Below are 25,694 nucleotides of genomic sequence, written 5' to 3'. Positions count from 1 at the left end.
CGTTTAACATAAAACGGAGTTGAAACAAGTATGAACAAGCCCAAACAAGTCACAATTGTAGAAGTGGCAGCAGCAGCAGGAGTATCCATTGCCACAGTCTCCAATGTGCTGAATCGAGGTGGTATTCGTTCGTCCAAAGAGACGATTCGCAAGGTCGAATTGGCAGCTGAGCAATTAGGTTATCGGCGGAATACGATGGCAGCGGGGTTAAGTCGCAGTAAAACGTATGAGATCGGTCTCATCTTACCAGGGTTAACGAATTACTATGGACAGCTCGCCGAACATTTGCAGATTGAGGCACATAATGCGGGGTATCATTTATCTGTATTTTCATCAGGGGGATTCGATCCGGATATTGAGCGGAGAAATCTGGAAGTTTTGCTGCAGCGTAGGGTAGACGGATTGATATGTCATGGTTTAGCAATGGGCTTCGAATCTACAAGGTCAATCGTAAACAGCGGTACGCCGTTAGTTCTTATCAATGGTTGGAACTGGCCGGAGGATATTGCGTTAGGTGCAGTGAATTTAGGCTTTGCTGAGGCTTGCAAACAATCCACTAAATTGTTGGTGGAACGTGACTGTAGAGCGCTTTGCTACGTAGGCAGTAAAGGTTCAAAAGTCATCGACGAACAGCGCCGCATGGGTTTCAATGCCGGGATCCAGCAATATGCAAGCGATGTCATTCATGAGATCGTTGACACTACCAAGGATTTGGATATTGAAGCTTTTCTTACAAGCTTGCTGCAGCGCCATGTGGCACCCGTAGGCATCGTTGCTTTTGATGACCATGTAGCCTTACGAATCTTATCGGCAGCCAATAAGCTGCGAATTGAGATTCCAAACCAGCTACAGATTATTGGAATTAATAACGATTATATAGCTAAAAACAGTTATCCGGGTATATCTAGCTGGGACATTCCTTATAGCTATCAAGCTCAAACGGCCATTAACAAGCTGCTACATAAATTTGGAAATAAGGCTGAGTCTGGTGAGGAACGAGAGATTGAGGTCCCGCTTACATTCATAGAACGAGAATCAACCAAATTATTGAAAACGGAGTGAATCGATCATGTGGAAACAAGCCATTGAAGATGCTTTGCAAAAAACGAGATTGAATATTGAACGTTTTGGGGACTTATTTCCTCACGTAAGCGAGAATGATGTGTATCATTTGAATCCGAATACAGATTGGACAGACGGCTTTTGGTCGGGTATTTTGTGGTTAGGCTACGAATATAGCGGTGACAAAGCGTTCCAGCAAGCCGCTCAGAAGACAGTTGCAAACTTTAAGCAAAGACTTGAAAACAATGTAGCACTAGACCATCACGATATTGGGTTCTTATATTCTTTATCTTCTAAAGCGCAATGGATCATTGAGAAAGATGAAGCTGCGAAACAACTTACGCTGCAAGCTGCTGATGTGCTGATGAAGCGCTGGAGACCGAAGGGTCAATACATTCAAGCTTGGGGTCCTGAAGGTGATAAAGAAAATGGGGGCCGTATCATCATTGATTGTTTGATGAATTTACCCTTGCTGTACTGGGCTTACGAGCAAACAGGCGATGCCAAATACAAGGATGTTGCCATGATTCATGCGGATTTGAGCCGCCGCTATTTGGTTCGTGGCGATGATTCTTCCTATCATACGTTCTACTTTGATCAAGAGAATGGTGAACCTCTTCATGGCGGGACTGCGCAGGGTTATAGCGATGGTTCTACGTGGACACGAGGCCAAGCCTGGGGGATTTATGGATTCGCACTTTCTTACCACTACACCAAGAACCCGCTTTATCTAGAAACAGCCAAACGCTTGGCACGTTATTTCTTTGACCGCTTGCCTCAGGATGATGTTGTTTACTGGGATTTCAATGCGCCTGTGAACGTAGAAACGAAGCGGGACAGCTCAGCTTCAGCCATTGCTTCTGCAGGAGCTTTGGAAATATTAGAGCATTTACCGGCAGATGATGCAGATCGCGGTTATTTGGAAAATGCGATACAGCGCTCCATGGCTGGCTTAGTGAAAACTTACGCAAGCAAGCCGGATGCACAAGGCTTCATCGAGCGCGGTTCTTATAGCGTTCGCGGCGGAGCGGCACCTGATGATTTCGTGATTTGGGGCGATTACTACTATTTAGAGGCCTTGGTTAGATTGGAAAAAGGAATCAGAGGCTACTGGTATGAATAATCGCGCTGCAGCCGGCAATGACCGTGCATATTGGTTGGCTACGATGCTTCGTATCGCTGACCCTATGATTAAAGCATTGGCATCCAGAAAGCTGCGCGCAACAATGCCAGTAGAGAATAAGAAAGAAGAGCAGCTCCAGTACTCGCATCTAGAGGCATTAGCGCGGACACTGGTAGGCATGGCACCGTGGTTAGAAAATCCAGCTCAGGACGCTGAGGAAGAGAAGCTTCGCGTTCACTATGGCGAGCTGGTCCGAGCAGGTCTTGACGCGGCGACAGATCCGGAGTCTCCTGATTTTTTGAACTTTTCCCATGGCCAACAGCCGATTGTAGATACGGCATTTCTGGCTAATGCGATTCTAAGAGCCCCTAACACACTGTGGCATCGTTTGGACAGTCGCGTTAAGGGCAATCTGGTGAAAGCTATGAAGGCAACAAGAACGCGCAAACCGGCTTTCAACAACTGGCTCTTATTTGCAGCTATGACCGAAACGGCTTTAGGTGTAATGGGCGAAGATTGGGATAAAATGCGCGTTGACTTTGCCCTCAAACAGCATGAGCAGTGGTACCTTGGTGATGGGATGTACGGTGATGGGGTCCACTATCATGCCGATTATTACAACAGCTTCGTGATTCAACCCATGTTAGTTGATATCATTGAGCATGTACATGGGCATGATGTTGATTGGGCGGGTATGCGCGAGAATATTTTGATTAGAGCGCAGCGCTATGCTGCCTTGCAAGAACGATCGATTTCACCGGAGGGAACGTTTCCTGTCACGGGTCGGTCGCTTGCCTACCGTTTTGGCGCATTTCAATCGCTAGCGCACATTGCACTACGGCGTGAATTGCCGGAAGGTGTTGCGCCTGCTCAAGTAAGATCTGCGCTAAGCGCGGTCATCCGCAGGCTGATTGAAGCCCCAGGCACTTTCGATGAGGCTGGCTGGCTGAAGATTGGACTTTGCGGACATCAGCCTGAGCTTGGCGAAACATATATCTCTACGGGCAGTCTATACTTATGTAATGCTGTTTTCCTCCCGCTAGGATTGCCAGCAGATGACGAATTTTGGCAGGGGGCAGAAACCCCTTGGACGTCTCAAAAGGTATGGTCAGGGCAAACCGTTGCCATTGATAAAGCGTTATAATAAATTGCTTAATAAAAAGCGTGCTGTTTCTTAATGAAACAGGCGCTTTTTTCGTGTAAACTTAGAAGGGAAACTAGCTTGATCGGATGACATTTAGCAGTTGGTTTATAATTATCCACAAGCAGCCTAATAGGACGGTTGTGGATAACTTTCAGATATGAGTGGAAAGAAAGTGGAGTGACTCTTTTGAATCAAGATTATCAATTAACGTTACAGGAAGTGCTGGGACGACCCACTTTCGAGAAAGCTTATATTGCGGCAGGTAAACAAGGATTACAGCGTCTAGTCCGCTGGGTTCATATCATTGAAGTGATACAGTTTGAACAATTACTACAGGGTGGTGAAATGATCCTAACGACAGGGGCTGCCTTCAAGAGCGATACGGAATTGTTCATGACATATTTGGAGCAGTTGATCAATAAAAACGTGTCATGCCTCTGCATTGAAATGGGACACTACTTGAGTTCAGTTCCACAAGAATGGATACATGCGGCGGAATCCTATCAGTTCCCGCTTATTATTTTTCCGCAAGCTGTGCGGTTCATTGACATTACGCAGGATATTCATGCGCATATTATCAATCAACACCATAAAGCACTTCAGGATTTGGAGAAAATATCGCGTGAATTCCATCGAATGACCCTATCTTCACAAGGCGTCTCCCATGTACTGGGGCTGCTGCAAAGCAGTACCAAAGCCCAAGTTATTTATGTACCACTGAATGGACAGCCGAAGTTTATCCCGCATTTAGGAAGCCGGGAGTCTGGACAGTGGCTAGATTTTCTGGAAAGTCGACTCGTCGAAAGTCCGAACAACGGAAATATAGCGGCTCCTTCCGTGATGGAAGATGAGGGTCAAACCGTTATCGTACAACCCGTTGGGGCTATGGGTAAAACATGGGCGCATATCATCCTGGTGTTTAGTCGAAAGCCGCAGGAATATGAGTATTTAATTCTGGACTCCGCTTCATTGTCTATCGCACAGGATTTGCTTCGCAAACGCTATATCGAGGAGCGTAAATTGTATTCACAGACACTTTGGGTAGATGATCTGCTGCATCTGCGAATACGTGACGAAGAGCAAATAAAAGTATTGATTGGATCTGAATTTAAGCGGCTTAACGAGCTTCCTTATCATGTCATCTTGATCGAATTTGACTATGAACAAGCGGAGGGGGATAGCACGGGAGAGGAGGGTGTGGAGTCTTCGGGTATTCATCTTTCACTTGCCGTAAGATCTGTTTTTGAGCAGCATTCCTTTCATCCATTGATTACGTTGAAAAATAATAGACTCGTCGTTGTAGCCTTCGATAAAGCAACGAAAAAACGATCGTCTAAAGATCGTCTTCAGCAGGTTTTCCAATCTATTCAATACCTGAAGGCCGAGGATGAGATCAGGTTAACCATTGGCGTTGGACAAAGTTATCGAAGCTTTATGCAAGCTCACCTAAGCTACCAGGAGGCGCTTCAAGCGATTTCGCTCTCTCCAACACTGCAAGGGAAGGTACAGTTTTATGATGAGCTTGGTGTATTTCAATTGTTATTTCATATCCCAGATAAACATATTTTACAATCCTTTGTACGTACGTATCTGGGACCGATCATCGATCATGATCAAGTGAAAGGCAGCGAGCTGCTGCGAACACTAAAGGTGTACCTCGACACGGATGGTTCTAAGCAAATCGCTGCTCAGCAGCTTTTTATTGTCCGACAATCGCTCTATTACCGCTTGGAAAAAATAGAGGAGCTCCTTGGAGCCGACTACATGCTGCCGGAAAAACGTTTGGCGCTGCAGGTGGGGATACGAGCTTACCAGCTGTTGAATCCCGAAATAAAAATGTGAAAAGAATTTGTTAACTTTTTTTACAATTTGTCTAATGGAACGTCCATGGATCGGTCTTATACTTGGAGACGAGTAGAGATTGATCCATTTTTTATGGGATCGTCAAGAGAGGCTGATGCAAAATGATGATTGGGGTTCCTAAGGAAATAAAAAATAATGAGTTTCGTGTTGGTATGACGCCTAGCTCCGTGCTATCTTACAAAAAAGCAGGGCATGACATTATCGTCGAAACCTTAGCAGGTCAAAGCATTGGATTCTCGGATGAAGATTACACAGAGGCAGGCGCAACCATCGTTGCCTCAGCAGCTGAAGTATGGTCGGCAGATATGGTCGTTAAAGTGAAAGAACCACTTCCTGAAGAGTACATTTATTTTCACGAGGGCTTGATTTTATACACGTATTTACATCTTGCACCTGAGGCTGAATTGACGCATGCCTTAGCTCACAATAAAGTGACAGCAATCGCCTATGAGACCATTCAATTGGACAATGGCAGCCTTCCGCTGCTGACGCCAATGAGTGAAGTGGCTGGACGCATGTCCGTTCAGATCGGCGCTCACTTTCTAGAGAAAGCGCATGGCGGCAAAGGGATTCTGCTAGGCGGTGTACCGGGAGTTGAGCCGGGTAAGGTAGCTGTCATCGGCGGGGGGATTGTTGGTGCGAATGCGGCGAAAATGGCCATCGGGCTTGGTGCCGATGTCAGCATCGTTGATTTGAACCCGGATCGCCTCCGTCAATTGGACGACCAGTTCCAAGGTCGCGTGAAGACGATTATGTCCAATCCCTACAATATCGCCGAGGTTGTTCGTCGCGCTGATTTGGTCATTGGGGCTGTCCTTATTCCAGGAGCTCGAGCACCGCGTCTCGTGACCGAAGACATGGTCAAAATGATGAGCCCTGGAAGCGTTATCGTTGACGTAGCGATTGACCAAGGCGGGTCCATCGAGACAATCGACCGCATTACCACGCATGATCAACCAACTTATGTGAAGCATGGAGTCATTCATTACGCGGTGGCTAACATGCCTGGAGCTGTTGCTCGTACGTCCACGCTGGCGTTGACGAATGTGACAACACCGTACGGCGTGCAAATAGCAAGCAAGGGCTATGCGCGTGCAGCTTTAGATAACAAAGCAATTGCAAAGGGCATCAACGTGGTTGCAGGTCATGTTACTTACCAAGCTGTTGCTGAGGCACATGGCTACACGTATACCGATATTTATTCACTTTTGCAATAAACGATATTTAGGGATGAGGCTTCCGCAACTTTGGCGGAAGTCTTATTTTATACAAGTTTTGGGATGACCTGGAGACTTACGATTGATTCATTATCCCTCCTCACAACTGGTATTCAAAACTCCAAAGTTCGATTATAGAGTCATTCAGCTTTCGTTAGGGCAAAGTGGCTATAGTGGTTACCAATGTTGTATTTCCTACAACAATTCACACGCCCAAAGGCTATTTCGCAACTTGAAGTTGCAGTTTGCTGTGGGGATCCCCAATATTGTTGTGTTTACCATTGATGAAGGACTGTGGATTGTCTCTTTGTTGCATCGAAAAATGCTGAAAGAATTTATGGACGAGGCAGAGCGAATCATCAAATCATATGCTGGTGACGAAGGGCGGAATGAAGGCAAATGGAGAATGGAAGACGTATGATTACTTGCCGTTTGAAATAGGTGTAATTTTGGAGGAAGTTGGATATTTTATCTTTAAAAGGTACATTCAGGAGGGACATAAATGACAATTGAATCATCTTTTGAAACATTTCCACAATTTCCGGAATCCTACTGGTTAGCCTCGTCTGAACTTCCTTCATTTTCTAAACTTCACTCAGATTTGAAGGTCGATGTGACCGTCGTTGGGGCCGGAATTACAGGAATTACAACGGCCTATCTGCTTGTCAATCAAGGACTTAAAGTCGTTCTTGTAGATACTGGACAAATCATGAACGGAACGACAGGGCACACGACAGCGAAAATAACTGCGCAGCATGATCTTATTTATCAAGAATATCTCGCGCATTTTGGTCGAGAGAAGACGAAGCTTTACTATGATGCTAATCTAGAGGCCCTTCAATTTATTAAACAGACGGTTAAGACCAATCAAATTCAATGCCAATTATCAGACGAAGATGCCTACATCTATACCACTTCAGACGATTATGTAGAGAAAATAGCTTCCGAATATAAGGTTTACCAGGAATTGGGGATTACTAGCAGATATGTGGACCAAGCTCCGCTTCCGTTTGCGACTAAAGCGGCTATTATTATGGAGAATCAAGCTCAGTTTAATCCAATCCCTTTTTTAACCTATTTAGTGGAGCAATTCATTCGTAAGGGCGGTCAAATTTATGAGCACACTACGGTCAATGGGGTTGAAAAGGGAAAGCCTGCGGTTGTAACAACGAATGATGGTCATCGAATTACAACAGATTACGTCGTATCCTCCTCCCATTTTCCATTTAATGATCGAAATGGTTTCTATTTTAGCAAGCTGCATGCAGAACGTTCCTATGTAATAGTAGGAAAAATAAGCAAAGACATCCCAAATGGGATGTTTATAAGTGCTGAAAGCCCAAAACGTTCCCTTCGGTCCGTTCAAATCAACGGAGAGTCGATGCTTCTTGTCGGCGGAGAAGGCCATAAAACGGGACAAGCCCTTTGTACATTCCAATGTTATGATGCGTTGAAATCGTTTGGTGAAGAGACTTTCGGATTGAAGGAAATTGCCTATCGATGGTCTGCGCAGGATTTGTACACGCTCGATAATATGCCCTATATTGGTCAGGAGCTTAAGGATGAACCTAATATTTTCGTTGCAACTGGTTTTCGCAAATGGGGAATGACTTCGAGTGTTGTGGCAGCTATGTTAAATTCGAAGCTGATTTTGGGAGAACCAAGTCCCTATCAGGAGCTTTTCTCCCCATCAAGATTCAAAGCAGATCCGAGCTTAAAGACATTTATCATGCAAAATGCCAATGTGGCTAAACATCTAATCGCCGGTAAATTTGAAATGGTACATAAAGAAGTGGATGATTTACAAAAAGATGAAGGGGCAGTTGTCAAGGTTAACGGAAAAAGAGCAGGTGCTTACCGAGATCCTGAGGGAGCCCTGCACTTGGTGGATACAACCTGCACCCATATGGGCTGTGAAGTAGACTGGAACGAAGCCGAAAGAACGTGGACTGCCCTTGCCACGGGTCCCGGTATTCTTATGAGGGTGAAGTGATCGAAGGACCGGCCAAAATGTCGCTGGGGAAGGTTCATGTTTAATAGAATCAAATGGATCAATATAGCTGCCATAATTGTAGGTTCTGCCATTATTGCTTTTGGTATCAATTATTTCAATCTTGCCAATGGGCTGGCAGAAGGGGGAATAACCGGCCTTGCTCTTTTGCTCAAATACGTGCTCGGTTGGAATCCGGCATGGACGAATCTGCTCATTAATATTCCGCTTATTCTTATTGGCTGGAAGATGCTCGGACGCATTAGTTTCATTTACACAGTTGTAGGAATGTTATCGGTTTCGCTGTTTTTGTGGTTGTTCGAGAGCTTTTCGTTGCCAATGCCTGACCCTCTGTTAGCATCGTTATACGCGGGAGGGGTTGTTGGACTAGGTTTTGGCATTGTGTTCCGTTTCGAAGGGATGACAGAGGGGACAGATATCATTGCACGTCTGATGCAGAAGCATTATGGGATAGGGATCGCGAAGACTATACTAGCAATAGATTTCGTCATCCTGCTGTTATCTTTGATTTATTTGGATCTCACGCGTGCGATGTATACGCTAGTTGCGATTATCGTTGGTGCTAGAGTTATTGATTTTGTGCTAGAGGGTGCCTCCGGCGCGCGCGCGGCTTTTATTATAACGCTCAAACCGGATCAGATAGCCAATATGATTATGACGGAATTAAATAGAGGGATTACTTTTCTTGAAGGAAGAGGCGGCTATACAGGTAAACACAGAGAAGTGATTTATTGTATCGTAAGCCGCAAAGAAGTCATCAAGCTGAAAACACTGGTACATCGCGTGGATCCTTCCGCTTTTGTTACTTTCAGTGATGTGAGGGAAGTGGTCGGGAATGGATTCGCTACGCATGACCAATAAACTTTCGACGGAAGTTCATGGGAGAAATGCCTTCCTTGTTGGAGAAACAGAATGAGAAGTACGAGCCATGCTGAAAGCCAACCTCTTCAGCGATTCGGGTCATCGACCATCTGGTTTGGATGAGAAGCTTTTTTGCTTGTTCAATTCGGTATTGAAACAAGTAATCCATCGGCGTAACCCCATACACTTTAAGCATACATTTGGCCAAATAGTTAGGGTGGTAATTAAGTTCCTGTTGTAGTAGTGAATTCGTCACTCTTTGCGTATAGTTTTGTCGGATGAATAGCTCCACTTTTTCCGCGAGATGGAATGCCGTCACATCGGAGGTTGCCGCGAGGTCGCGATCGACTAATTGCATGAATTGTTGGAACACGCTTTGCCGTTTCCAATTGCGCAGCGACCTCGGCTCCTCATCCAATTGGAAAAATTGCTCCAAAATATCTAGTGCCTTTTGGGACAGCTTCATAAACTTAGGGATAAATACAGAACACACTTCACTGTGATTCAAGTAGGCCATTTGCTTATGATTAGCAATTAGCGAGGCTTGATTATCCAAGCAATCGCTCATACTGTTGCACTCATCCCACGCGCCAAATGTTTGAAAATGAATCCAAATAATCTCCGTCTCACTCGCACATGGAATGGTCCCATAATGACTCGCATCCGGTCTTAATATGAGGGCTTCGCCTTTCTGAATCGCCCACTCCGATGTTCCTTCACCTACGTGCAAGGTTCCTTTTGTCACGACCATCAGGTCAAATGCACCGATCTGACTTCTGCTAACATGCTGTTCTCCTTCCCGATATTGAAAACGCCCACAATCAATAAAATAAGGGATGGGAGGGGAGATAAAGTGTAAAATCGGTGAGTTCATCATCGTTTTTTACTCCAATCAAAAGGTTGATATTTTTAAAAATGTGGTTGGAAAATGCTATATAAATACCATGGTACACCATGTAGTATATTTATTAAAGCGCTTACGAAAAAGATCATATTTATAAAATAAAGGGGACCCCTACATGGCGAATTTATCAATCTCCAGACCATTCCCATTGAAGAATGTACGCATCACGGATGATTTTTGGTCTGCTTATATTCGATTGGTTCGGAATGTTGTCGTTCCTTATCAGTGGGAAGCGTTAAACGATCGAATTGAAGGAGCAGAACCCAGCCATGCGATGAAAAATTTTAAAATTTCCGCTGGATTGGAGCAAGGTGAGTTTTACGGAATGGTATTTCAAGACAGTGATGTAGCGAAATGGTTAGAAGCAGTAAGTTATTTGCTGGAAACTGGTCACGATCCGGAATTGGAGAAATTGGCTGACGAGGTTATCACGATTATAGCAAAAGCACAGCATAAGGATGGGTATCTGAATACTTATTTTACTCTGAAGGAACCGAATGGCAGATGGACGAATTTGGCCGAATGTCATGAACTATATTGCGCGGGTCATTTGATTGAAGCTGCCGTTGCTTATTATAAGGCGACAGGAAAGCGGGCAATCCTGGATGTAGCTTGTCGATTGGCGGATTGCATTAATGAAGTGTTCGGACCCGGTGAGGGACAAATTCACGGTTATGATGGCCATCAAGAAATCGAGCTAGCGCTTGTAAAACTATATCAAACCACGAACAATGACAGCTATCTTCAATTAAGTCTGTATTTTCTGGATGAGCGAGGGAAGGAACCCAGCTTCTTTGAACAGGAGCTTCATCGCCGGAATGGTCAGGTTCATTTTCCCAATTTGGATATGGTCCATGACCGAACCTATAATCAAGCCCATTTACCAGTAAGGCAGCAGCAAACAGCTGAAGGGCACGCCGTTCGCGTCGTGTACATGTGTTCCGGAATGGCGGATGTCGCCGCAGAGACCGGAGATCAGGAGCTGCTTGAAGCGTGTCGAAGGCTGTGGACGAATATTGTAAGCAAAAGGATGTACATCACAGGAGCCATTGGTTCCATGGCACATGGGGAATCCTTCACGCTGGACTACGATTTACCTAATGATACAGCCTATGCCGAAACCTGCGCGTCCATTGGATTAATCTTTTTCGCACAGCGAATGCTGCAAATGGACGCCAAAAGTGAGTACGCAGATATCATGGAGCAGGCGCTTTATAATACCGTCATCAGTGGAATGTCTCAGGATGGTAAACGCTTCTTTTATGTGAATCCGCTTGAAGTATGGCCGGATGCGATACTCAAAAACCATCATATGAGCCATGTAAAGCCTGTTAGACAAGGATGGTTCGGGTGTGCTTGCTGTCCTCCTAACATCGCTCGCCTGCTTGCTTCTTTAGGACAATATATTTATACATCGCAAGGGAACACTGTTTACACCAACTTATACATTGGCAGTCAGATTACGCTGGATATCGAGGGAAAACAAGTAAGCATTGATCAACATTCCGAGTTCCCATGGAACGGGAATGTGCGATTCATTATCCAAGTGACTGAAAAAACAACGTTCACGTTAGCTCTGCGAATTCCAAAATGGTGCACAGAGCCTAAGCTAACTGTACAAGGAATCCCTGTCCAACTTGATGAACAGGTCCGAGATGGATATGTCTATATCACCAGAGAATGGCACTCCAATGATAGCGTGGAGTTGATCTTACCCATGCAGGTTAGCCGAATGAAAGGTCATCCACATGTTCGTGAAACGATAGGTAAGGTCGCCATACAATGTGGTCCGCTGGTTTATTGTTTAGAGGAAATAGATAATGGAGCAGGCTTGCACCAGATTGTGCTGGAACCCCAAGATGAGCATCGGAAGGATTTCGACCATGAGTTGTTGGGCGGGATACAGACGATCTCGGTTCCGGCAAAACGGCTAAGGTCCGAAGATTGGGAACAAAAGTGGGGTGAACATTTGTATATCGCCAACGCTTCTCATGAATGGGAGACGATAAACGCAACCTTCATTCCCTATTATGCATGGGCGAATCGCGGGCAGGGTGAAATGTCGGTTTGGGTCAAAGAAAAGTAAAAATGGCTTTAACCTGCAAAGGTTTATGGTATATATAGGTAAAAGCGAAAATGATAAATGATCATTTGGAGGGGTTAATATGAAGTCTTTGAGAAAAGGATTAAAAGTGAGCACGGTTACAACGTTAGCGTTAAGTGTAATGGTCGGCTGTAGTTCAACGAGTACCCCAACTTCCACCAGTACCAATTCACAGGCAGCAAACACTCCGGCTAGTTCGACAGCTGCGGCAGCAACGAAAGCGCCGGACGGTGGGGAGAAAGTGACAATTCGATTCACGGATTGGGCGAACAATGAAGAAGCGAAGTCTACACGAGTTAGCTTGGACGCCTTCGAGAAAGCACATCCTAATATTAAAGTGGATTATCAGAACGTAGCACTCGCAGAATTCGGTGCAAAGCTTAGCGCCATGGCCGCCTCTAAAACACTTCCGGATATCAGTACGATGCTGGAAGCACAAGCGCTCAAATATGCTGAATCAGACATCCTGATGGATTTATCTTCGTACTACAAAGATGGCTCGGTCACTCCGAAGCTAGAAAGCAACAAGTTCGTCACCCCTGACGGTAAATTGCTAGGATACAGTGTTGCTAACGAAATTATCCTTCTTCATTATAACAAAGCTATGTTCGACGAGGCGAAGCTTCCTTATCCGCCGGCCGAAACGGAAAAAGCTTGGACTTGGGATCAAATGCTGGACGTCGCAAAAAAACTAACGAAAGATAAGGGCGGTAAACATCCTGGTGAAGCAGGATTTGATGCCAAAAACATTGTGCAATACGGAATCAACGTGTCGCATGGTCAAGACTTCTTCTGGACACCTTTCGCGATTTCCAATGGCGGTGGGGAAGTGAGCCAGGATGGTAAGCAGCTTTTGCTCGATAAACCAGAAACAATAGAAGCGATTCAGAAAATTGCGGATCTCTCTAATGTTGAGCACGTGTCACCGACGGCTGCCCAATCTTCCGGCCTGCCAGGCGATGTTGGTCAATTGCTTCTTTCCAAAAAAGTGGCGATGGTTACTTCCGGACAATGGGAATTAGTCAATATAAATCCGCAGCTAAAAAATGGGTTGAAAAACGGAATTGGCGTGCTCCCCATCTTCAAAAAGCCTGCAACAACCAATACAGGAACGCCAATGGTCGTATATAAGAGTACGAAACATCCAAATGAAACGATTGAGCTGTATAAATGGCTCATGGATACGGAGAAAAACATAGCTAACATTGACAGTGGGGTTTGGATGCCGACGGAGATGAGCTGGTACACAGATCCTGAGAAAATCAAAAGATGGACGCAATCTCCCGTTCACCCGCCAGAGTATAAAACGGCTGTTATTGATTACGCTTTAAAAGCAACCTATCCTACACCTTGGTTTTTCCTCCCTACTTACAGCCGGATTGGCGATGTATTGAATCCAGGATTGGATCAGGTTTGGTTAGGAACGAAATCAGCTAAGGACGCCATCACAGAAATGATGCCGAAAATTAAGCCAATCTTTGAAAGTGGTAAGGCCAATTAAAGATCACCCGCATAGGAGTTAACAGATAGGTAAACAGCACGCAGGAATAAGGTGAATTCAAAGTACTTGTTCCTGACGTGCTACGATGTAAGTTTGCAACACATAGGAGGTACAGGTTCATGTCCACAGGTCAGCAGTCCAGTTACAGAAGCCTCAAACGGCAGCAGGTGATTGTCGGATACTTGTGCATACTGCCAGCTATTCTGGGATTATTCATTTTTACGCTCGGTCCTTTGCTCTATAGCTTATATTTAAGCTTTACGGATTGGACCATTCTGAAACCGAAACAATGGGTTGGGTTCGATAACTACCGCCAAATTTTCACACAGGACCTCTTTTTCTTCGACTCTCTCAAAGCTACAGCCTACTATGCCATTGGATCCGTTGCAGCCTCGATCCTGTTTTGCTTTATCGTTGCTTTATTTCTTAATCAGAAGATAAGAGGCCGAGCCGCTTTTCGTGCGATATTCTACTTACCATCGATTATTCCGGTACTAGCGAGCAGTATCATTTGGTTATGGCTCTATAATCCCGATTTCGGCATCATTAATCATCTCTTAAGCTTTATTGGTATTGATAAGCTTATGTGGGTGAACAGTCCGGACACGTCTGTACTTTCGATGATTATCATTGCGGTATGGGGATCCGGCAACGTTATTGTGATCTTTCTTGCAGGCCTGCAAGATGTGCCTGCGCATTTACTCGAAGCTGTGGAAATCGATGGTGGAGGCTGGTGGCATAAATTACGTTCCGTAACCATTCCACTCATGTCGCCCATCATTTTCTATAACGTCATTCTCGGATTTGTGAATTCGATTACGGCTTTTACACAAGCTTATGCCATGACGCAAGGTGGTCCGGGTAACTCCACTTTATTTTATGCCTTTTACATTTATCGAGAAGCATTCCAACGTCAAAATATGGGCTACGCCTGTGCACTCGCTTGGGTACTATTCATCATTGTTGCATTCTTCACGTACTTGTTATTCCGTTCTTCAGCTGGGTGGGTACATTATGAAGGAGGAAATAAATAATGACCTATCGTTTCAGAGGGAAAATCGTTACGTATACTGTACTTTTCCTGCTTTCTCTCATCGTGTTTTTCCCCATGTATTGGATTGTTCGTTCGTCGTTACTCAACCTGCAAGAAATTTTGGAGTTTCCGCCGATCTGGTTTCCAAATGCGTTCCGCATTGATAATTACACCGAGGTCATGGAACGTGTTGATTTCGGCAAGTATTTTGTAAATACGTTCATAGTCATCATACCGGTGTTAGTTGGTGTGGGTCTGACAGCAAGCTTAACGGCTTTTGGATTTGCACGACTTGAATTTCCGCTCAAAAACCTCTGGTTCTCTCTCATCATCATGACGATTTTACTTCCTAGCATTGTCACTTTAGTCCCCACCTACATTGGTTGGTCCAAATTGCAATTAACGAATACCTATTGGCCGTTAATCATTCCTGCTTTTTTCGGCGGCGGCGCTTTTAATATCTTCTTACTGCGACAATTTCTAATGACGATTCCCAAAGAGCTTGATGAATCAGCCGTTATCGATGGTGCCGGATACTTTACCATTTACCGTAAAATTATTCTTCCTCTCATTAAGCCTGCGATTGTCGTAGTTCTCTTATTCACATTCGTTGGCGTATGGAATGATTTTCTGGGTCAGCTTGTATATCTGAATGATGCCAATAAATATACGGTGTCACTGGGATTATCTACACTTCGCGGAGCCAATAATACACCGATGAATCTGCTTATGGCGGGAACAGCGATCATGGTCATACCAGCCGTAATTGTCTTCTTGTTTGGACAGCGGTATTTCATTGAGGGAATAGCAACAACAGGCATTAAAGGATAATCTAAGCATAGCCAAATAAAAAAGCTGTTCCTTAGGTCAGTTAAGACCTAAAGGAACAGCTTTTTGTTTGGATCGAAAGGTTGCTTAGAACGCAGGCACGATTGCACCTTTATATTTATCTTCAATGAACTTTTTCGTGTCAGCGGAGTTCAGTTCCTTAGCAAGCTTTTGCATCGCTTCGGAATCCTTGTTGTCCGGACGGGAAACGACGATGTTCACGTAAGGTGAATTTTTGTCCTCGATGAACAAAGCGTCTTTCGTAGGATTTAGATTCGCTTGAAGTGCGTAGTTCGTATTGATCAGAGCCAAATCAAACTCACCGATCGTACGTGGCAGCATAGCAGGGTCTAATTCTTTGATTTGAAGTTTCTTTTTGTTTTCGATGATATCTTGAACTGTACCTTTGATGCCAACGCCGTCTTTCAATTTAATCAAACCGTTTTTCTCCATCAGCGCAAGCGCACGGCCGGCATTTGAAGGATCGTTAGGAATAGCGACGGAAGCGCCATCTTTCAATTCTGCAGCGGCTTTCACCTTTTGGGAATAAGCGCCGAACGGTTCAATGTGCACACCAACTACTTTTACGAGGTTTTGCTTTTTATCTAAGTTATATTGATCCAGGTAAGGCTGATGTTGGAAAAAGTTAGCGTCCAATTGTTTTTCAAATACCTGCACGTTCGGTTGAACATAATCGTTGAATTCAATAACTTCAAGTTTCACGCCTTGTGCTTTCATTTTGTCTTTAAGGCTATTCAGAATTTCAGCATGAGGGACTGAAGATGCACCGACTTTAAGCGTAACTTCTTTTGCGGCAGCTGGAGTAGCAGAAGCAGCAGGTGCCGAGCTTGCAGGTGTTTCAGCGGCTTTCTGTCCGCATGCTGCAAGAGCAAGCACAACGAAAATAGTCATTAAAGATAGAGTAAGTTTCTTCATGATGAGATTTCCTCCAATATATGTGTTTTATTTGCGGTTAAATTTGGCGACCAAACGGTCTCCTAGCATTTGTAAGAGCTGAACGAATAGAACGAGAATGACGACGGTCACGATCATGATATCGGTACGGAATCGCATGTAGCCGTAGCGAAGCGATAGATCACCAAGCCCGCCGCCGCCAACTACACCTGACATGGCGGAGTAGGAGAGCAGGGCAACAGCCGTCACGGTAACGGCTGAAATCAGACCCGGGCGCGCTTCCGGCATCAGGACGCGCCAGACGATTTGCCACGGCGTAGCGCCCATTGATTGCGCGGCTTCAATGACGCCGCCATCGATCTCGCGTAGCGCGGTTTCAACAAGCCGCGCGAGAAACGGCGCGGCTGCGATAACGAGAGGCGGGATCGCGCCCTGGACGCCGATGGTTGTATGCACGATTGCTTTCGTGATCGGAAAAACCGAGATCATTAGAATCACGAAAGGCACAGAGCGCAGGATGTTCACGATCAGCGACAGCACTCCGTAAAGCGGCAGATTTTGCAGCAGCTGCCCTTTGGAAGTAAGAAATAAAATGATGCCCAGTGCCATGCCGATGATGACAGTGAATAATAGCGACCAGCCCAACATGACGAGTGTATCGCCAGTTGCTTTCGTAATTTCGGACCAGTTAATGTCCCAGGTCATATTCATTGGTTGAGCACCTCCACGTCGATTCCTTCTTGCTCAAGCTTGGCAATCACAGAATCGATTTCTTCTTGGTGTCCGCCTGTTAATTCCACAACCAATTGACCGTAAGGAACACTTTTCATGGAAGAAATTGTACCCTGAAGGATGGCAAAGGACACATTCGTCGACTTGACGGTTTCGAACAAGATCGGTTCATATGTTTTGGCACCGATATAGGTAATTCGGATCACCGTTCCGTGCTTTTCTCCCTGTTTCACCATCGGATCCTGAGCTGAACTTTGTGCGAAATCAGAGACTTGTCCAACGAACTCCTTCGTAACCGCATGCTGGGGCTTCAGGAATACATCAAGCACTTTGCCAGTTTCAACGATCAAGCCTTTCTCCATGACAGCAACACGGTCGCAGATCGCACGAATGACCTGCATCTCATGTGTGATGAGCAGGATCGTAATACCAAGCTTTCGATTAATATCGAGCAGCAGTGCAAGAATGGCATTCGTTGTCTGAGGATCGAGTGCTGAAGTCGCTTCGTCGCAGAGTAGGATATCCGGATGATTGGCCAAAGCTCTTGCAATACCGACGCGCTGCTTCTGTCCGCCTGAGAGCTGGCTTGGATACTTATGCGCGTGTTCCTGCAAACCGACTAAATCAAGCAGCTCCTTAATTCGGGACTGAATCGCCACTTGCCCCATCCCAGCCAATTTCAGAGGAAAGGCAATGTTTTCGGCAACGGTCGATGAAGAGAGGAGATTGAAATGTTGGAAAATCATCCCGATTTTGCGGCGTTTTGTTTGCAACTGGCGAGAATCCAACTTTGTCATTTCTTCACCATCAATGTGAATGCTGCCAGAGGATGGTCGCTCCAGTAGATTTACACAACGCAGTAAAGTACTCTTTCCTGCACCGGAGTGTCCGATGATGCCGAATATTTCTCCGCGATCGATATGTAAATGGATCTGCTGGATGGCCGGTACACGTCCCGGAATATCCTCATATACTTTTTGTAAATTTTCGATATGAATCAGGATGAATACCTCCTATTCCATGCAAATATTGGTGATGATATATTTTGACCAACGGTAGATCATTTTATAAGAAATTGCAAGAGGATGCAACGTCTAAAATATGGAAAATGAAGGGCCACTTTGCATTGACGCTCCATTTATTTGCAAGTAAACTGAGGTTAACCGTTTCAATTATGAAGGATAGCGCTTAAATTACGCGAAAATCGGTAATTTTTAAGTTTTTGCTAAGGAGGTGACAAAATTGACAAATTTGCAACAACGCCAAAATGAGATCAAGTCCAGAATTGCTGAAGCGGCGTTCAAGCAACCTATTTTAAACAGCGGTTTATTATTTCATCATGATATCCGAGATAATTTCTACTACGCTTCTTATTTATTTGCAGCTTCGCAGGAGGAAGCTATCCCATTCGACGGAGATCGCCTACAGGCTAAGATCAAGGCCGAGGGCATCCTGGTTCAAGTTTTGGAGCTTCAGGATAAGAACGAAGAAAGTGGAACCTATGGTCATTGGCCCTTACATTTGAGACCTACTCCTCAAGAAGCACCAAAAAATGCACTTCCTGTTGAACTGATGGGGAGTCTAATGGTTTTTTTCTACCAACGCTATTCAGATAATTTGAGTGAATCCTTGCGTAACTTATTTGCTCTAGCACTGCTTCATATTTATAGAAGTAACTTCTATCGTAAACCATCTGAGCATTATAACCATCATGAAGCAAAATACACAGCAGCTAAGCTTATTTTCGGACAGCTTTATGAGGATACGGCTTTGCTGGACGATGGCTGCCAAAGCTTGCGCAGTACACTGAATCGGGTCACTTCGTTAGGCATGTCGGAGTATGGAGGGTTACCTTGGTTCTGGCACTGGATGCAGGCTTTTACGTGCGCTTGGGAGCTTATGACGGATACGGAGATCAAAGCTGAATTAGCTCGTTTATTGGACTACCTCTGGGAGGTTCGCTCGGCGTATTATCTGGGAGGGGCATGGGTGGGCCCGCATTCGCGGATATGGCCGCATGATATGCCTAAGGACACCAACGTGCTGCACGATTATGTTCAGTTTGGTGATTTCACATTACCGGATCACATGCCTCGAACTGAATATGCAGGTTTTATTGCCTATGAAGCTTCATCAGAAGTTCAGCGTACAGCCTTACATCGAGCGGATCCGGTAGAAATTACTCGCAGAGTTCCCAAACAAGCAGCTCTAGCTGTTGGCAAGAACGATGTGCTGCATAGTTATGTATATATCACAGAAAGCTTTGCGTTAGGCGGTTTGTGGGAACGCGTACAAGAGTTTGATAATGAACAACATCGCTGGGATGTAGCTCTTCCGCTAGATGCGGTCCAAGGTGTAAATCATTTGTATTTTTTTCACCCAGGCCAAGGCTATACAGAAGGAGATTTACGTCATCAAAGTGAATTTTCAGAAGTGCTTTTTCATCAAAATGCATTGATCGTTTCCTATCAAATTCCAGATGATCAGCCTGAATTCATTAAGGGATGTCTGCCTGTAGGAGAATGGATAGAGGAACCGATTGGATTGTTTGGATTATGTGGTCATGTTTACATAGCTGTTTATGTGCAGCAGTCATTTGAAAGGGAAGTACGCGAAGATCGATCCGTTGTCACAAGCAAAGGGAGAACGAATTCCGTAGTTGTCGAGTGTATCGACCAGCAAACAGCAGAATCCCTTCAGATAAGGGATATACAGCAATTTGCAAAAGTGATGAAGCAGAAGCAACCCGTTTATACCCTGTCTGGCGAAGACGATTTGAAAATCACCTATACGACTCTGAAGGATGAAATGATGGTTTTAAGCAGTGGCTTACATAGTGAAGGGAAGATTATCAGACTTGTGAATGGCGAAGCTGTTGATTTCTCTAGCTATACGGTCGCTTGAAAATTATAGAAAAGAGGATATGACATGCCATTATTTGATTTTCCATTAGACAAGCTAGTTACTTATGAAGGACGTAATCCCCGGCCTGAAGATTTCGATTCTTATTGGGAGCGGGCCATTGCTGAAATGAAGGCAGTCGATCCTCAAATCGAACTTCGCCCGAGTGAATTTCAAGTGCCTTACGCTGAATGTTTTGATCTCTATTTTACAGGTGTCAAAGGGGCTCGTATTTATGCCAAATATGTTCGTCCTAAACACGCAGATAAGCCGCATCCAGCTATCGTTGAATTCCATGGTTACTCTGGAAGCTCCGGCGATTGGTCAGGTAAATTAGCGTATGCCGCTCTAGGCTACTCGTTCTTTTCCATGGATTGCCGTGGTCAAGGCGGTTTATCGGAAGATGCAGGTGGTGTAAAGGGGACGACACTTCGCGGGCATATCGTTCGCGGCTTAGATGATCACCCGGATCAATTGTTGTATCGGGATATTTTCTTAGATACGGCTCAGCTCGCCGGCATTGCGATGAATATGCCAGAGGTTGATCCCGAGCGTGTAGGCGCGTTGGGTGGCTCTCAAGGAGGCGCCTTGACGATAGCTTGTGCTGCACTGGAGCCTCGCATTAAGCGGTTAGCGCCAGTTTATCCATTCCTTAGCGATTATAAGCGCGTTTGGGAAATGGATTTGGCGAAGGATGCTTATCAGGAACTGAAGGACTTCTTCCGCCGTCACGATCCACAGCACAAACGCGAAGATGAAATATTCACGAAGCTGGGCTATATTGACATTCAGAATCTGGCAAATCGCATCCAAGGTGAAGTTCTTATGGCCGTTGGTCTTAGCGACACCGTATGCCCGCCTTCTACGCAGTTCGCTGCTTATAACAAAATCAAGTCGAAAAAGCAGTTTGAGTTGTACCCGGATTATGGTCATGAAGGTTTACCTGGCTTCAGTGATAAAACCTTGCAATTTATGTTGGGCCTTTAAAATGAAATGCCTCTCACATCTTCGTGATGGAGGGGCATTTTTGTTTATCTATGCAGCTGCCGGTACTGGCTGGGAGTGACACCGGTTATCTTTTTAAAAAGCTGGTTAAAAAATTTCATATCCTGATAGCCGATACTTGCAGCGACATCGCTGATCTTGTGATCGTTCGCTCGTAATTGCTGACAACAGGCTTCAATTCGTGCGTGCTGCACGTACTCCATGAAGGACATTCCCGTATGCTTTTTAAGCTGGCGATGCAGCTGACGCTCGCTGATGGACAATCTGGCGGCAGCTTCTGTGAGCGAGATTGGGCTGCTGCAATTCCCGCGAATATGGGCGAGTAGACTATCTAAGTCCTGAAGGCTCGCTTTGGACACTTCCGGTGTGAAATCCATTTTGGAGCGATGCATGTAAACAAGAAGCTGTGCCACACAAGTTTGTAAAATCGTCATAAAACCGCTTCGATGGGCGTTGTATTCGAAGTGCAAACGTTCAAAAAGAGGCTCGAATTCCCCATTGCGTTCTTTAAAAGAAAGCCAAGTAGATTGTTCAGTTGCCTGCGAGAATAGGACATTGAATTCATCTTTACTTCCATTCAATTGCGAGTGAAATAATAGGTTCAACCATTCCTGAGTGAAAATGCAATTGTAAACTACAAGGTTTTTTTTCTGTGCCATAGATGATGGGCGGAACACATGGGAGACGCCAACCGGAATGAAGAAGAGATCTCCTTTGGAAACGGGTAATGAGGTATTGTCAATGTAATGTGCACCGCTGCCCTCAGCAACATAGCTAATTTCAATAAAATCGTGCGTATGCTGCAGCATTTCAAATGATTCGTGAACGCGGTTGACGTAAAGCGGAAGTTCCGGAAGGAAAAATTGATCGCCGGGTGTTTCGATAATGCTTCGTTTAATGGTCACTTCGTTTTACTCCTCTTATGTCAATTAAGACCCTAATGAATGTCGGAATTAACCCTAAAAATGAGTACGCTCTCATCATAAAATAAAGCTATCGAAGTAACAATCATTATTTTTCGTGGAGGCAGCTGAAATGAGACAATTAGAAATCGATTGGCAAGCACAATGGGTTTGGGGTATTGGTGAAGCAAGTCCACGAAATGAGTGGCGGTGTTTCAGAAAGACATTCGATGTGGGCTCTGAAGGCTGGGGAGCAGCAACAATATCCATAACTGCTGATTCGCGATACGCTTTATATGTGAATGGAACGAAAGTGGGACGAGGTCCTGTTCGCTCATGGCCATTCGAGCAGTCTTATGATACATACGAAATTGGACACTTGCTGCACAAGGGACGACCTAATGTGATTGGGGTCATGGTGCTCCATTTCGGTGTGTCCAATTTCTACTATTTGCGCGGACGCGGCGGTTTGTTAGTGCAAGTGGAGAGTGAGCATGAAGGTCATTCTCTCGTAGAGTTAGTGACGGATGAAAGCTGGAAAACCTCGCTGCATCTTGGATATGATAGCCGCTCTGGGCGGATGTCGTGTCAGCAAGGCTTTGCTGAACGGATGGATGCGAGCGCTTGGAGCGCGGATTGGTATTTGCCAGATTACGATGATTCTGCATGGGGTCAAGCTTCTATCGTTGGCGCTGTTGGTGTAGAGCCTTGGAGCAGTCTTGTGCCTAGAGATATTCCATTCCTTACCGAGGAACTCGTGTGGCCGGTCCGTATCGAATCCCTCCACCAGGTAAAACCCGTTGCATGGACTGCCTCGATTGATGTCCGCAATCAAATGGTGCCAGAGAGTGTGAATCATGCGAATCCAGTGGGATTTGCTGGGTATATGGCAACGGTAGTAAGAACCGAGAAGGCCGTAAAAGCTGTGTTAGGACTCGTACAGCCGAGCACTGTGAAAGGCTGCAGTGTGAATGGAGAGTGGCTGGATGCGGAGCGTTATACGGGTGTATTACCAGAAAGGTATGCTGAGATAGATCTGAAGGCAGGAGACAATCTCATCTTGTTGGAAACTACTGGCGTTGATCATGGCCGAACGCTGCAGTTGGGCATTGATTGCGATGCTTATTTTGAGGTCGTATCTCCTTTAGCGGAAGCAGGCAACGTTACGTCACCATTTATTTCAATTGGTCCTTTTGCATCTTTTGAATACATTGATCACCAGGAAAGCAGTGATTCTTTGCACCCATATGAAGGCTATGGGTCTTCTTCAGCGTGCGATGAACGGAAAGATGATTTAGATGCGGGTGCGTTTTCCGCTTTTAAAACGTATGTAGAGATTCGCAGTATATCTTCTGCTTTGGACCTGAGTCGTTATACGGATTGGATTCACCCTTTCCCACTGGAATTGGTCAGCAGGGACTCTATCTTTGCACTCAGTGTCTGGAAAAAAGAAGCGCTGGCGCAAGTTGTGCCTTACCCTTTGCAGCAGGCAGTTATCCCAAGTGTGAATCCTGCCGTATTGCCGAGATATGAAGGTGCGGATACGGAAATCATTCTTGATTTTGGCCGTGAGTTTTCTGGCTTTATACAATTTGAAGTAGATGCTGCTGAAGGAACCATACTTGATTTCTATGGCTATGAATACATGCGCGATGGGTGGCGTCAAGACACGTTCGATTTAGATAATACGCTGCGTTATACGTGTTCGGAAGGGCGTCAATCGTATACCTCTTATGTGCGGAGAGGATTTCGCTATTTAATGGTTACGGCAAGGAATGCGGCAAGAGCAGTTAAAATCTACGGTGTACAGGTACAGCAAAGTAATTATCCAATAGCAGAGATAGGCAAGTTCCAAAGCTCTGATGCGCTTTTGAACGATATATGGCAAATTAGTAAGCACACAACCCGACTTTGTATGGAAGATACGTTCGTTGATTGTCCGGCGTATGAGCAGGTTTTCTGGGTCGGGGACAGCCGTAACGAGGCTTTAGTCAATTATTACGTATTCGGAGCTACGGAGATTGTCGAGCGTTGTTTGCGGTTAGTACCTGGTTCCAGAACCCAAACACCGTTATATGTGGATCAGGTTCCTAGTGCTTGGAGCAGCGTTATTCCGAACTGGACGTTTTTTTGGGCGCTGGCCAGCTGTGAATATTATGAGCATACTGGCGATGAGGTTTTTGCGAGAGACTTATGGCCGCATATTCGTTATACCCTTGAGCATTATGAACAAAAGCTTGATGAGCGTGGATTGTTGTTCATAAAAGGCTGGAACTTGCTGGATTGGGCACCAATTGATCAGCCGAATAATGGGGTAGTCACCCACCAGAATATGATTCTGGTCAAAACGCTGCGAAGCGCGGCAGAGTTGGCGAAAGCCGTTGGAGATGTGGGAGAAGCAGATGAATATGAGGGGAAAGCGCTTCGTCTGAGTCAAACAATTAATAAACATTTATGGAGTGAGGATCGCAGAGCATACTTAGATTGTATCCATGCGAATGGCCAGGCCTCGACTGTTTTTAGTATGCAGACGCAGGTTATTGCGTACTTGTGTGGTGTCGCTGAGGGTGAGCGCGCAGAGCAGATGAAGACATATTTGTTTGCTCCGCCGACAGATTTTGTTCAAATCGGCAGTCCTTTTATGTCCTTCTTTTATTATGAGGCTCTCGCGAAAATGGGCCGCATCGGTATTGATCGTATGATCACAGATATGCGTCAGCATTTTGGGCAAATGATTGAATATGACGCCACGACCTGCTGGGAAATGTACCCGAATTTCGCGGAAAATAGAGCGAACCCTGACATGCTTACACGCAGTCACTGTCATGCGTGGTCGGCAGCGCCGGGCTATTTCTTAGGTGCGCATGTGCTTGGTGTCACTCTCGCCGACAAAGGCTGGCGGAAGGTCGTTGTCGCCCCGCAGCCTGCAGATTTGCAGTGGGCGAGGGGCACTGTTCCGCTGCCGCAGGAGGGACGAATCGATGTCGCGTGGCGACTTGAGGAGGACGGACGCGTGATGCGGCTGCAGGTTTGGGCGCCGCGCAGCGTGGATGTGGAGATCCGCATCCCGGACGGCATGGACGGGATTGTGGAGCGTCACGAGGTGTGACGCTAGAGGCGCCGGCTGGTGTGGCCGGCGTCTTTGTTTTGCATTCTGATATCCATAGCAACTTAGGGCACTCATTTGCTTTCCAAGACTATTAGGCTTTCTTAGATGCTTTGGGTTTTGGTATGAGAAAAAGAAGTTAACCAGCTATTTAGCGTAGATAGTAACAGACTCTGCCCGAGTAGGAAGTTGGATGTTGTCTAGGTTATGACTTCTAGTTCGTTGGAGAAATAGTGAAGTAGGAAGTTGTATGTTATTAAGTTTTCCAGGTTTTTGTCTTCTGGAGTATGGAAAAGTAGTTCCTTTAAGAAGGCAAGTTGCACTACGTACAACAATTTCTTTCATTTCTTCAGGAAAAGCTGAAGATGTTGTATGCTGTGCAACAATTTAGCCTTCTTTCCTGCAATAGAGCTATTTTAGACTGGAATTGTTGCATTTTTTACAACATTTGAGAGGATATCGTTGATTAACTTGCGTATTGT

The 25,694-nt window shown here is 45.4% G+C and carries 18 protein-coding genes and 2 pseudogenes; 15 read left to right on the top strand and 5 right to left on the bottom strand.

All coding sequences use genetic code 11. The features are described from left to right. Window positions 1-30: 30 nt before the first annotated feature. The 8 genes and pseudogenes from ASD40_RS28415 to ASD40_RS28380 all read left to right on the top strand — a co-directional run bounded on the left by ASD40_RS28415 (window position 31) and on the right by ASD40_RS28380 (window position 9,281). Window positions 31-1,062 carry a LacI family DNA-binding transcriptional regulator gene (locus ASD40_RS28415; protein ID WP_057306500.1) on the top strand — a complete coding sequence of 344 codons (1,032 nt, stop codon included), beginning with the start codon at window positions 31-33 and terminating at the stop codon, window positions 1,060-1,062. Window positions 1,063-1,069: 7 nt separating this feature from the next. Beyond that, on the top strand, window positions 1,070-2,185 hold the full coding sequence (locus ASD40_RS28410; protein WP_057306499.1) for a glycoside hydrolase family 88 protein: 1,116 nt from the start codon (window positions 1,070-1,072) through the stop codon (window positions 2,183-2,185). Beyond that, window positions 2,178-3,329: a DUF2264 domain-containing protein gene (locus ASD40_RS28405; protein WP_057306498.1), complete on the top strand. Its 1,152-nt coding sequence runs from the start codon at window positions 2,178-2,180 to the stop codon at window positions 3,327-3,329. Before ASD40_RS28410 ends, ASD40_RS28405 begins: the two co-directional genes overlap by 8 nt. A gap of 186 nt (window positions 3,330-3,515) precedes the next feature. Next, complete coding sequence (locus tag ASD40_RS28400) at window positions 3,516-5,171, top strand: PucR family transcriptional regulator (protein ID WP_057306497.1); 1,656 nt, start codon at window positions 3,516-3,518, stop codon at window positions 5,169-5,171. 122 nt (window positions 5,172-5,293) lie between these two features. Further along, window positions 5,294-6,409 (top strand): alanine dehydrogenase, encoded by a 1,116-nt coding sequence (ald, locus tag ASD40_RS28395; protein ID WP_057306496.1) that lies wholly within the window; start codon window positions 5,294-5,296, stop codon window positions 6,407-6,409. 268 nt (window positions 6,410-6,677) lie between these two features. Next, a pseudogene (locus ASD40_RS39530) lies at window positions 6,678-6,849 on the top strand (IS91 family transposase); the annotation flags it as partial. Window positions 6,850-6,911: 62 nt separating this feature from the next. Beyond that, window positions 6,912-8,446: pseudogene (locus ASD40_RS28385) on the top strand (FAD-dependent oxidoreductase). Next, the gene (locus ASD40_RS28380; protein ID WP_057306494.1) at window positions 8,439-9,281 is read left to right on the top strand and encodes a YitT family protein; all 843 of its coding nucleotides are present in this window, start codon (window positions 8,439-8,441) and stop codon (window positions 9,279-9,281) included. The pseudogene ASD40_RS28385 and the gene ASD40_RS28380 overlap by 8 nt, the downstream one beginning before the upstream one ends. On the opposite strand, the gene ASD40_RS28375 is transcribed toward ASD40_RS28380, so the two are convergent. Continuing rightward, window positions 9,265-10,158 (bottom strand): AraC family transcriptional regulator, encoded by an 894-nt coding sequence (locus ASD40_RS28375; RefSeq protein WP_235549425.1) that lies wholly within the window; start codon window positions 10,156-10,158, stop codon window positions 9,265-9,267. The genes ASD40_RS28380 and ASD40_RS28375 overlap by 17 nt on opposite strands. Before the next feature lie 142 nt (window positions 10,159-10,300). On the opposite strand from ASD40_RS28375, the gene ASD40_RS28370 reads away from it, so the two are divergent. The 4 genes from ASD40_RS28370 (at window position 10,301) to ASD40_RS28355 (ending at window position 15,654) form a co-directional block, all read left to right on the top strand. Next, on the top strand, window positions 10,301-12,271 hold the full coding sequence (locus tag ASD40_RS28370; protein WP_057306493.1) for a glycoside hydrolase family 127 protein: 1,971 nt from the start codon (window positions 10,301-10,303) through the stop codon (window positions 12,269-12,271). 79 nt (window positions 12,272-12,350) lie between these two features. Further along, window positions 12,351-13,790, top strand: a complete 1,440-nt coding sequence (locus ASD40_RS28365) for an ABC transporter substrate-binding protein (RefSeq protein WP_057306492.1) — start codon at window positions 12,351-12,353, stop codon at window positions 13,788-13,790. Window positions 13,791-13,909: 119 nt separating this feature from the next. Next, entirely contained in the window at window positions 13,910-14,824 is a 915-nt protein-coding gene (locus ASD40_RS28360) for a carbohydrate ABC transporter permease (RefSeq protein WP_063870860.1), read from the top strand. Further along, window positions 14,824-15,654 carry a carbohydrate ABC transporter permease gene (locus ASD40_RS28355; protein ID WP_057306491.1) on the top strand — a complete coding sequence of 277 codons (831 nt, stop codon included), beginning with the start codon at window positions 14,824-14,826 and terminating at the stop codon, window positions 15,652-15,654. The genes ASD40_RS28360 and ASD40_RS28355 overlap by 1 nt, the downstream gene beginning before the upstream one ends. 84 nt (window positions 15,655-15,738) lie before the next feature. Here the strand turns inward: ASD40_RS28355 and ASD40_RS28350 are convergent, their stop codons facing one another. From ASD40_RS28350 to ASD40_RS28340, 3 genes are read right to left on the bottom strand one after another with little or no spacing between them, the layout of a single operon-like run. Continuing rightward, window positions 15,739-16,587: a MetQ/NlpA family ABC transporter substrate-binding protein gene (locus ASD40_RS28350; RefSeq protein WP_057306490.1), complete on the bottom strand. Its 849-nt coding sequence runs from the start codon at window positions 16,585-16,587 to the stop codon at window positions 15,739-15,741. Window positions 16,588-16,614: 27 nt separating this feature from the next. Further along, a complete protein-coding gene (locus tag ASD40_RS28345; protein WP_414858803.1) occupies window positions 16,615-17,277 on the bottom strand; it encodes a methionine ABC transporter permease in 663 nt (220 codons plus the stop codon). Then, window positions 17,274-18,299: a methionine ABC transporter ATP-binding protein gene (locus ASD40_RS28340; protein ID WP_057306489.1), complete on the bottom strand. Its 1,026-nt coding sequence runs from the start codon at window positions 18,297-18,299 to the stop codon at window positions 17,274-17,276. The genes ASD40_RS28345 and ASD40_RS28340 overlap by 4 nt, the downstream gene beginning before the upstream one ends. A gap of 241 nt (window positions 18,300-18,540) precedes the next feature. On the opposite strand from ASD40_RS28340, the gene ASD40_RS28335 reads away from it, so the two are divergent. Both ASD40_RS28335 and ASD40_RS28330 read left to right on the top strand, forming a co-directional pair. Next, complete coding sequence (locus tag ASD40_RS28335) at window positions 18,541-20,202, top strand: hypothetical protein (RefSeq protein WP_057306488.1); 1,662 nt, start codon at window positions 18,541-18,543, stop codon at window positions 20,200-20,202. A gap of 24 nt (window positions 20,203-20,226) precedes the next feature. Then, window positions 20,227-21,186: an acetylxylan esterase gene (locus ASD40_RS28330; RefSeq protein ID WP_057306487.1), complete on the top strand. Its 960-nt coding sequence runs from the start codon at window positions 20,227-20,229 to the stop codon at window positions 21,184-21,186. Window positions 21,187-21,230: 44 nt separating this feature from the next. On the opposite strand, the gene ASD40_RS28325 is transcribed toward ASD40_RS28330, so the two are convergent. Then, on the bottom strand, window positions 21,231-22,109 hold the full coding sequence (locus ASD40_RS28325) for a helix-turn-helix domain-containing protein (protein ID WP_057306486.1): 879 nt from the start codon (window positions 22,107-22,109) through the stop codon (window positions 21,231-21,233). 130 nt (window positions 22,110-22,239) lie between these two features. Here ASD40_RS28325 and ASD40_RS28320 point away from each other — a divergent pair, with 130 nt between their 5' ends. Then, a complete protein-coding gene (locus ASD40_RS28320) occupies window positions 22,240-25,215 on the top strand; it encodes a family 78 glycoside hydrolase catalytic domain (RefSeq protein ID WP_057306485.1) in 2,976 nt (991 codons plus the stop codon). The last annotated feature ends 479 nt before the right edge of the window (window positions 25,216-25,694 follow it).

The sequence above is a fragment of the Paenibacillus sp. Root444D2 genome, from assembly GCF_001426375.1.
Classification (GTDB): Bacteria; Bacillota; Bacilli; order Paenibacillales; family NBRC-103111; genus Paenibacillus_E.
This window is presented reverse-complemented; position numbering and strand designations above follow the sequence as displayed.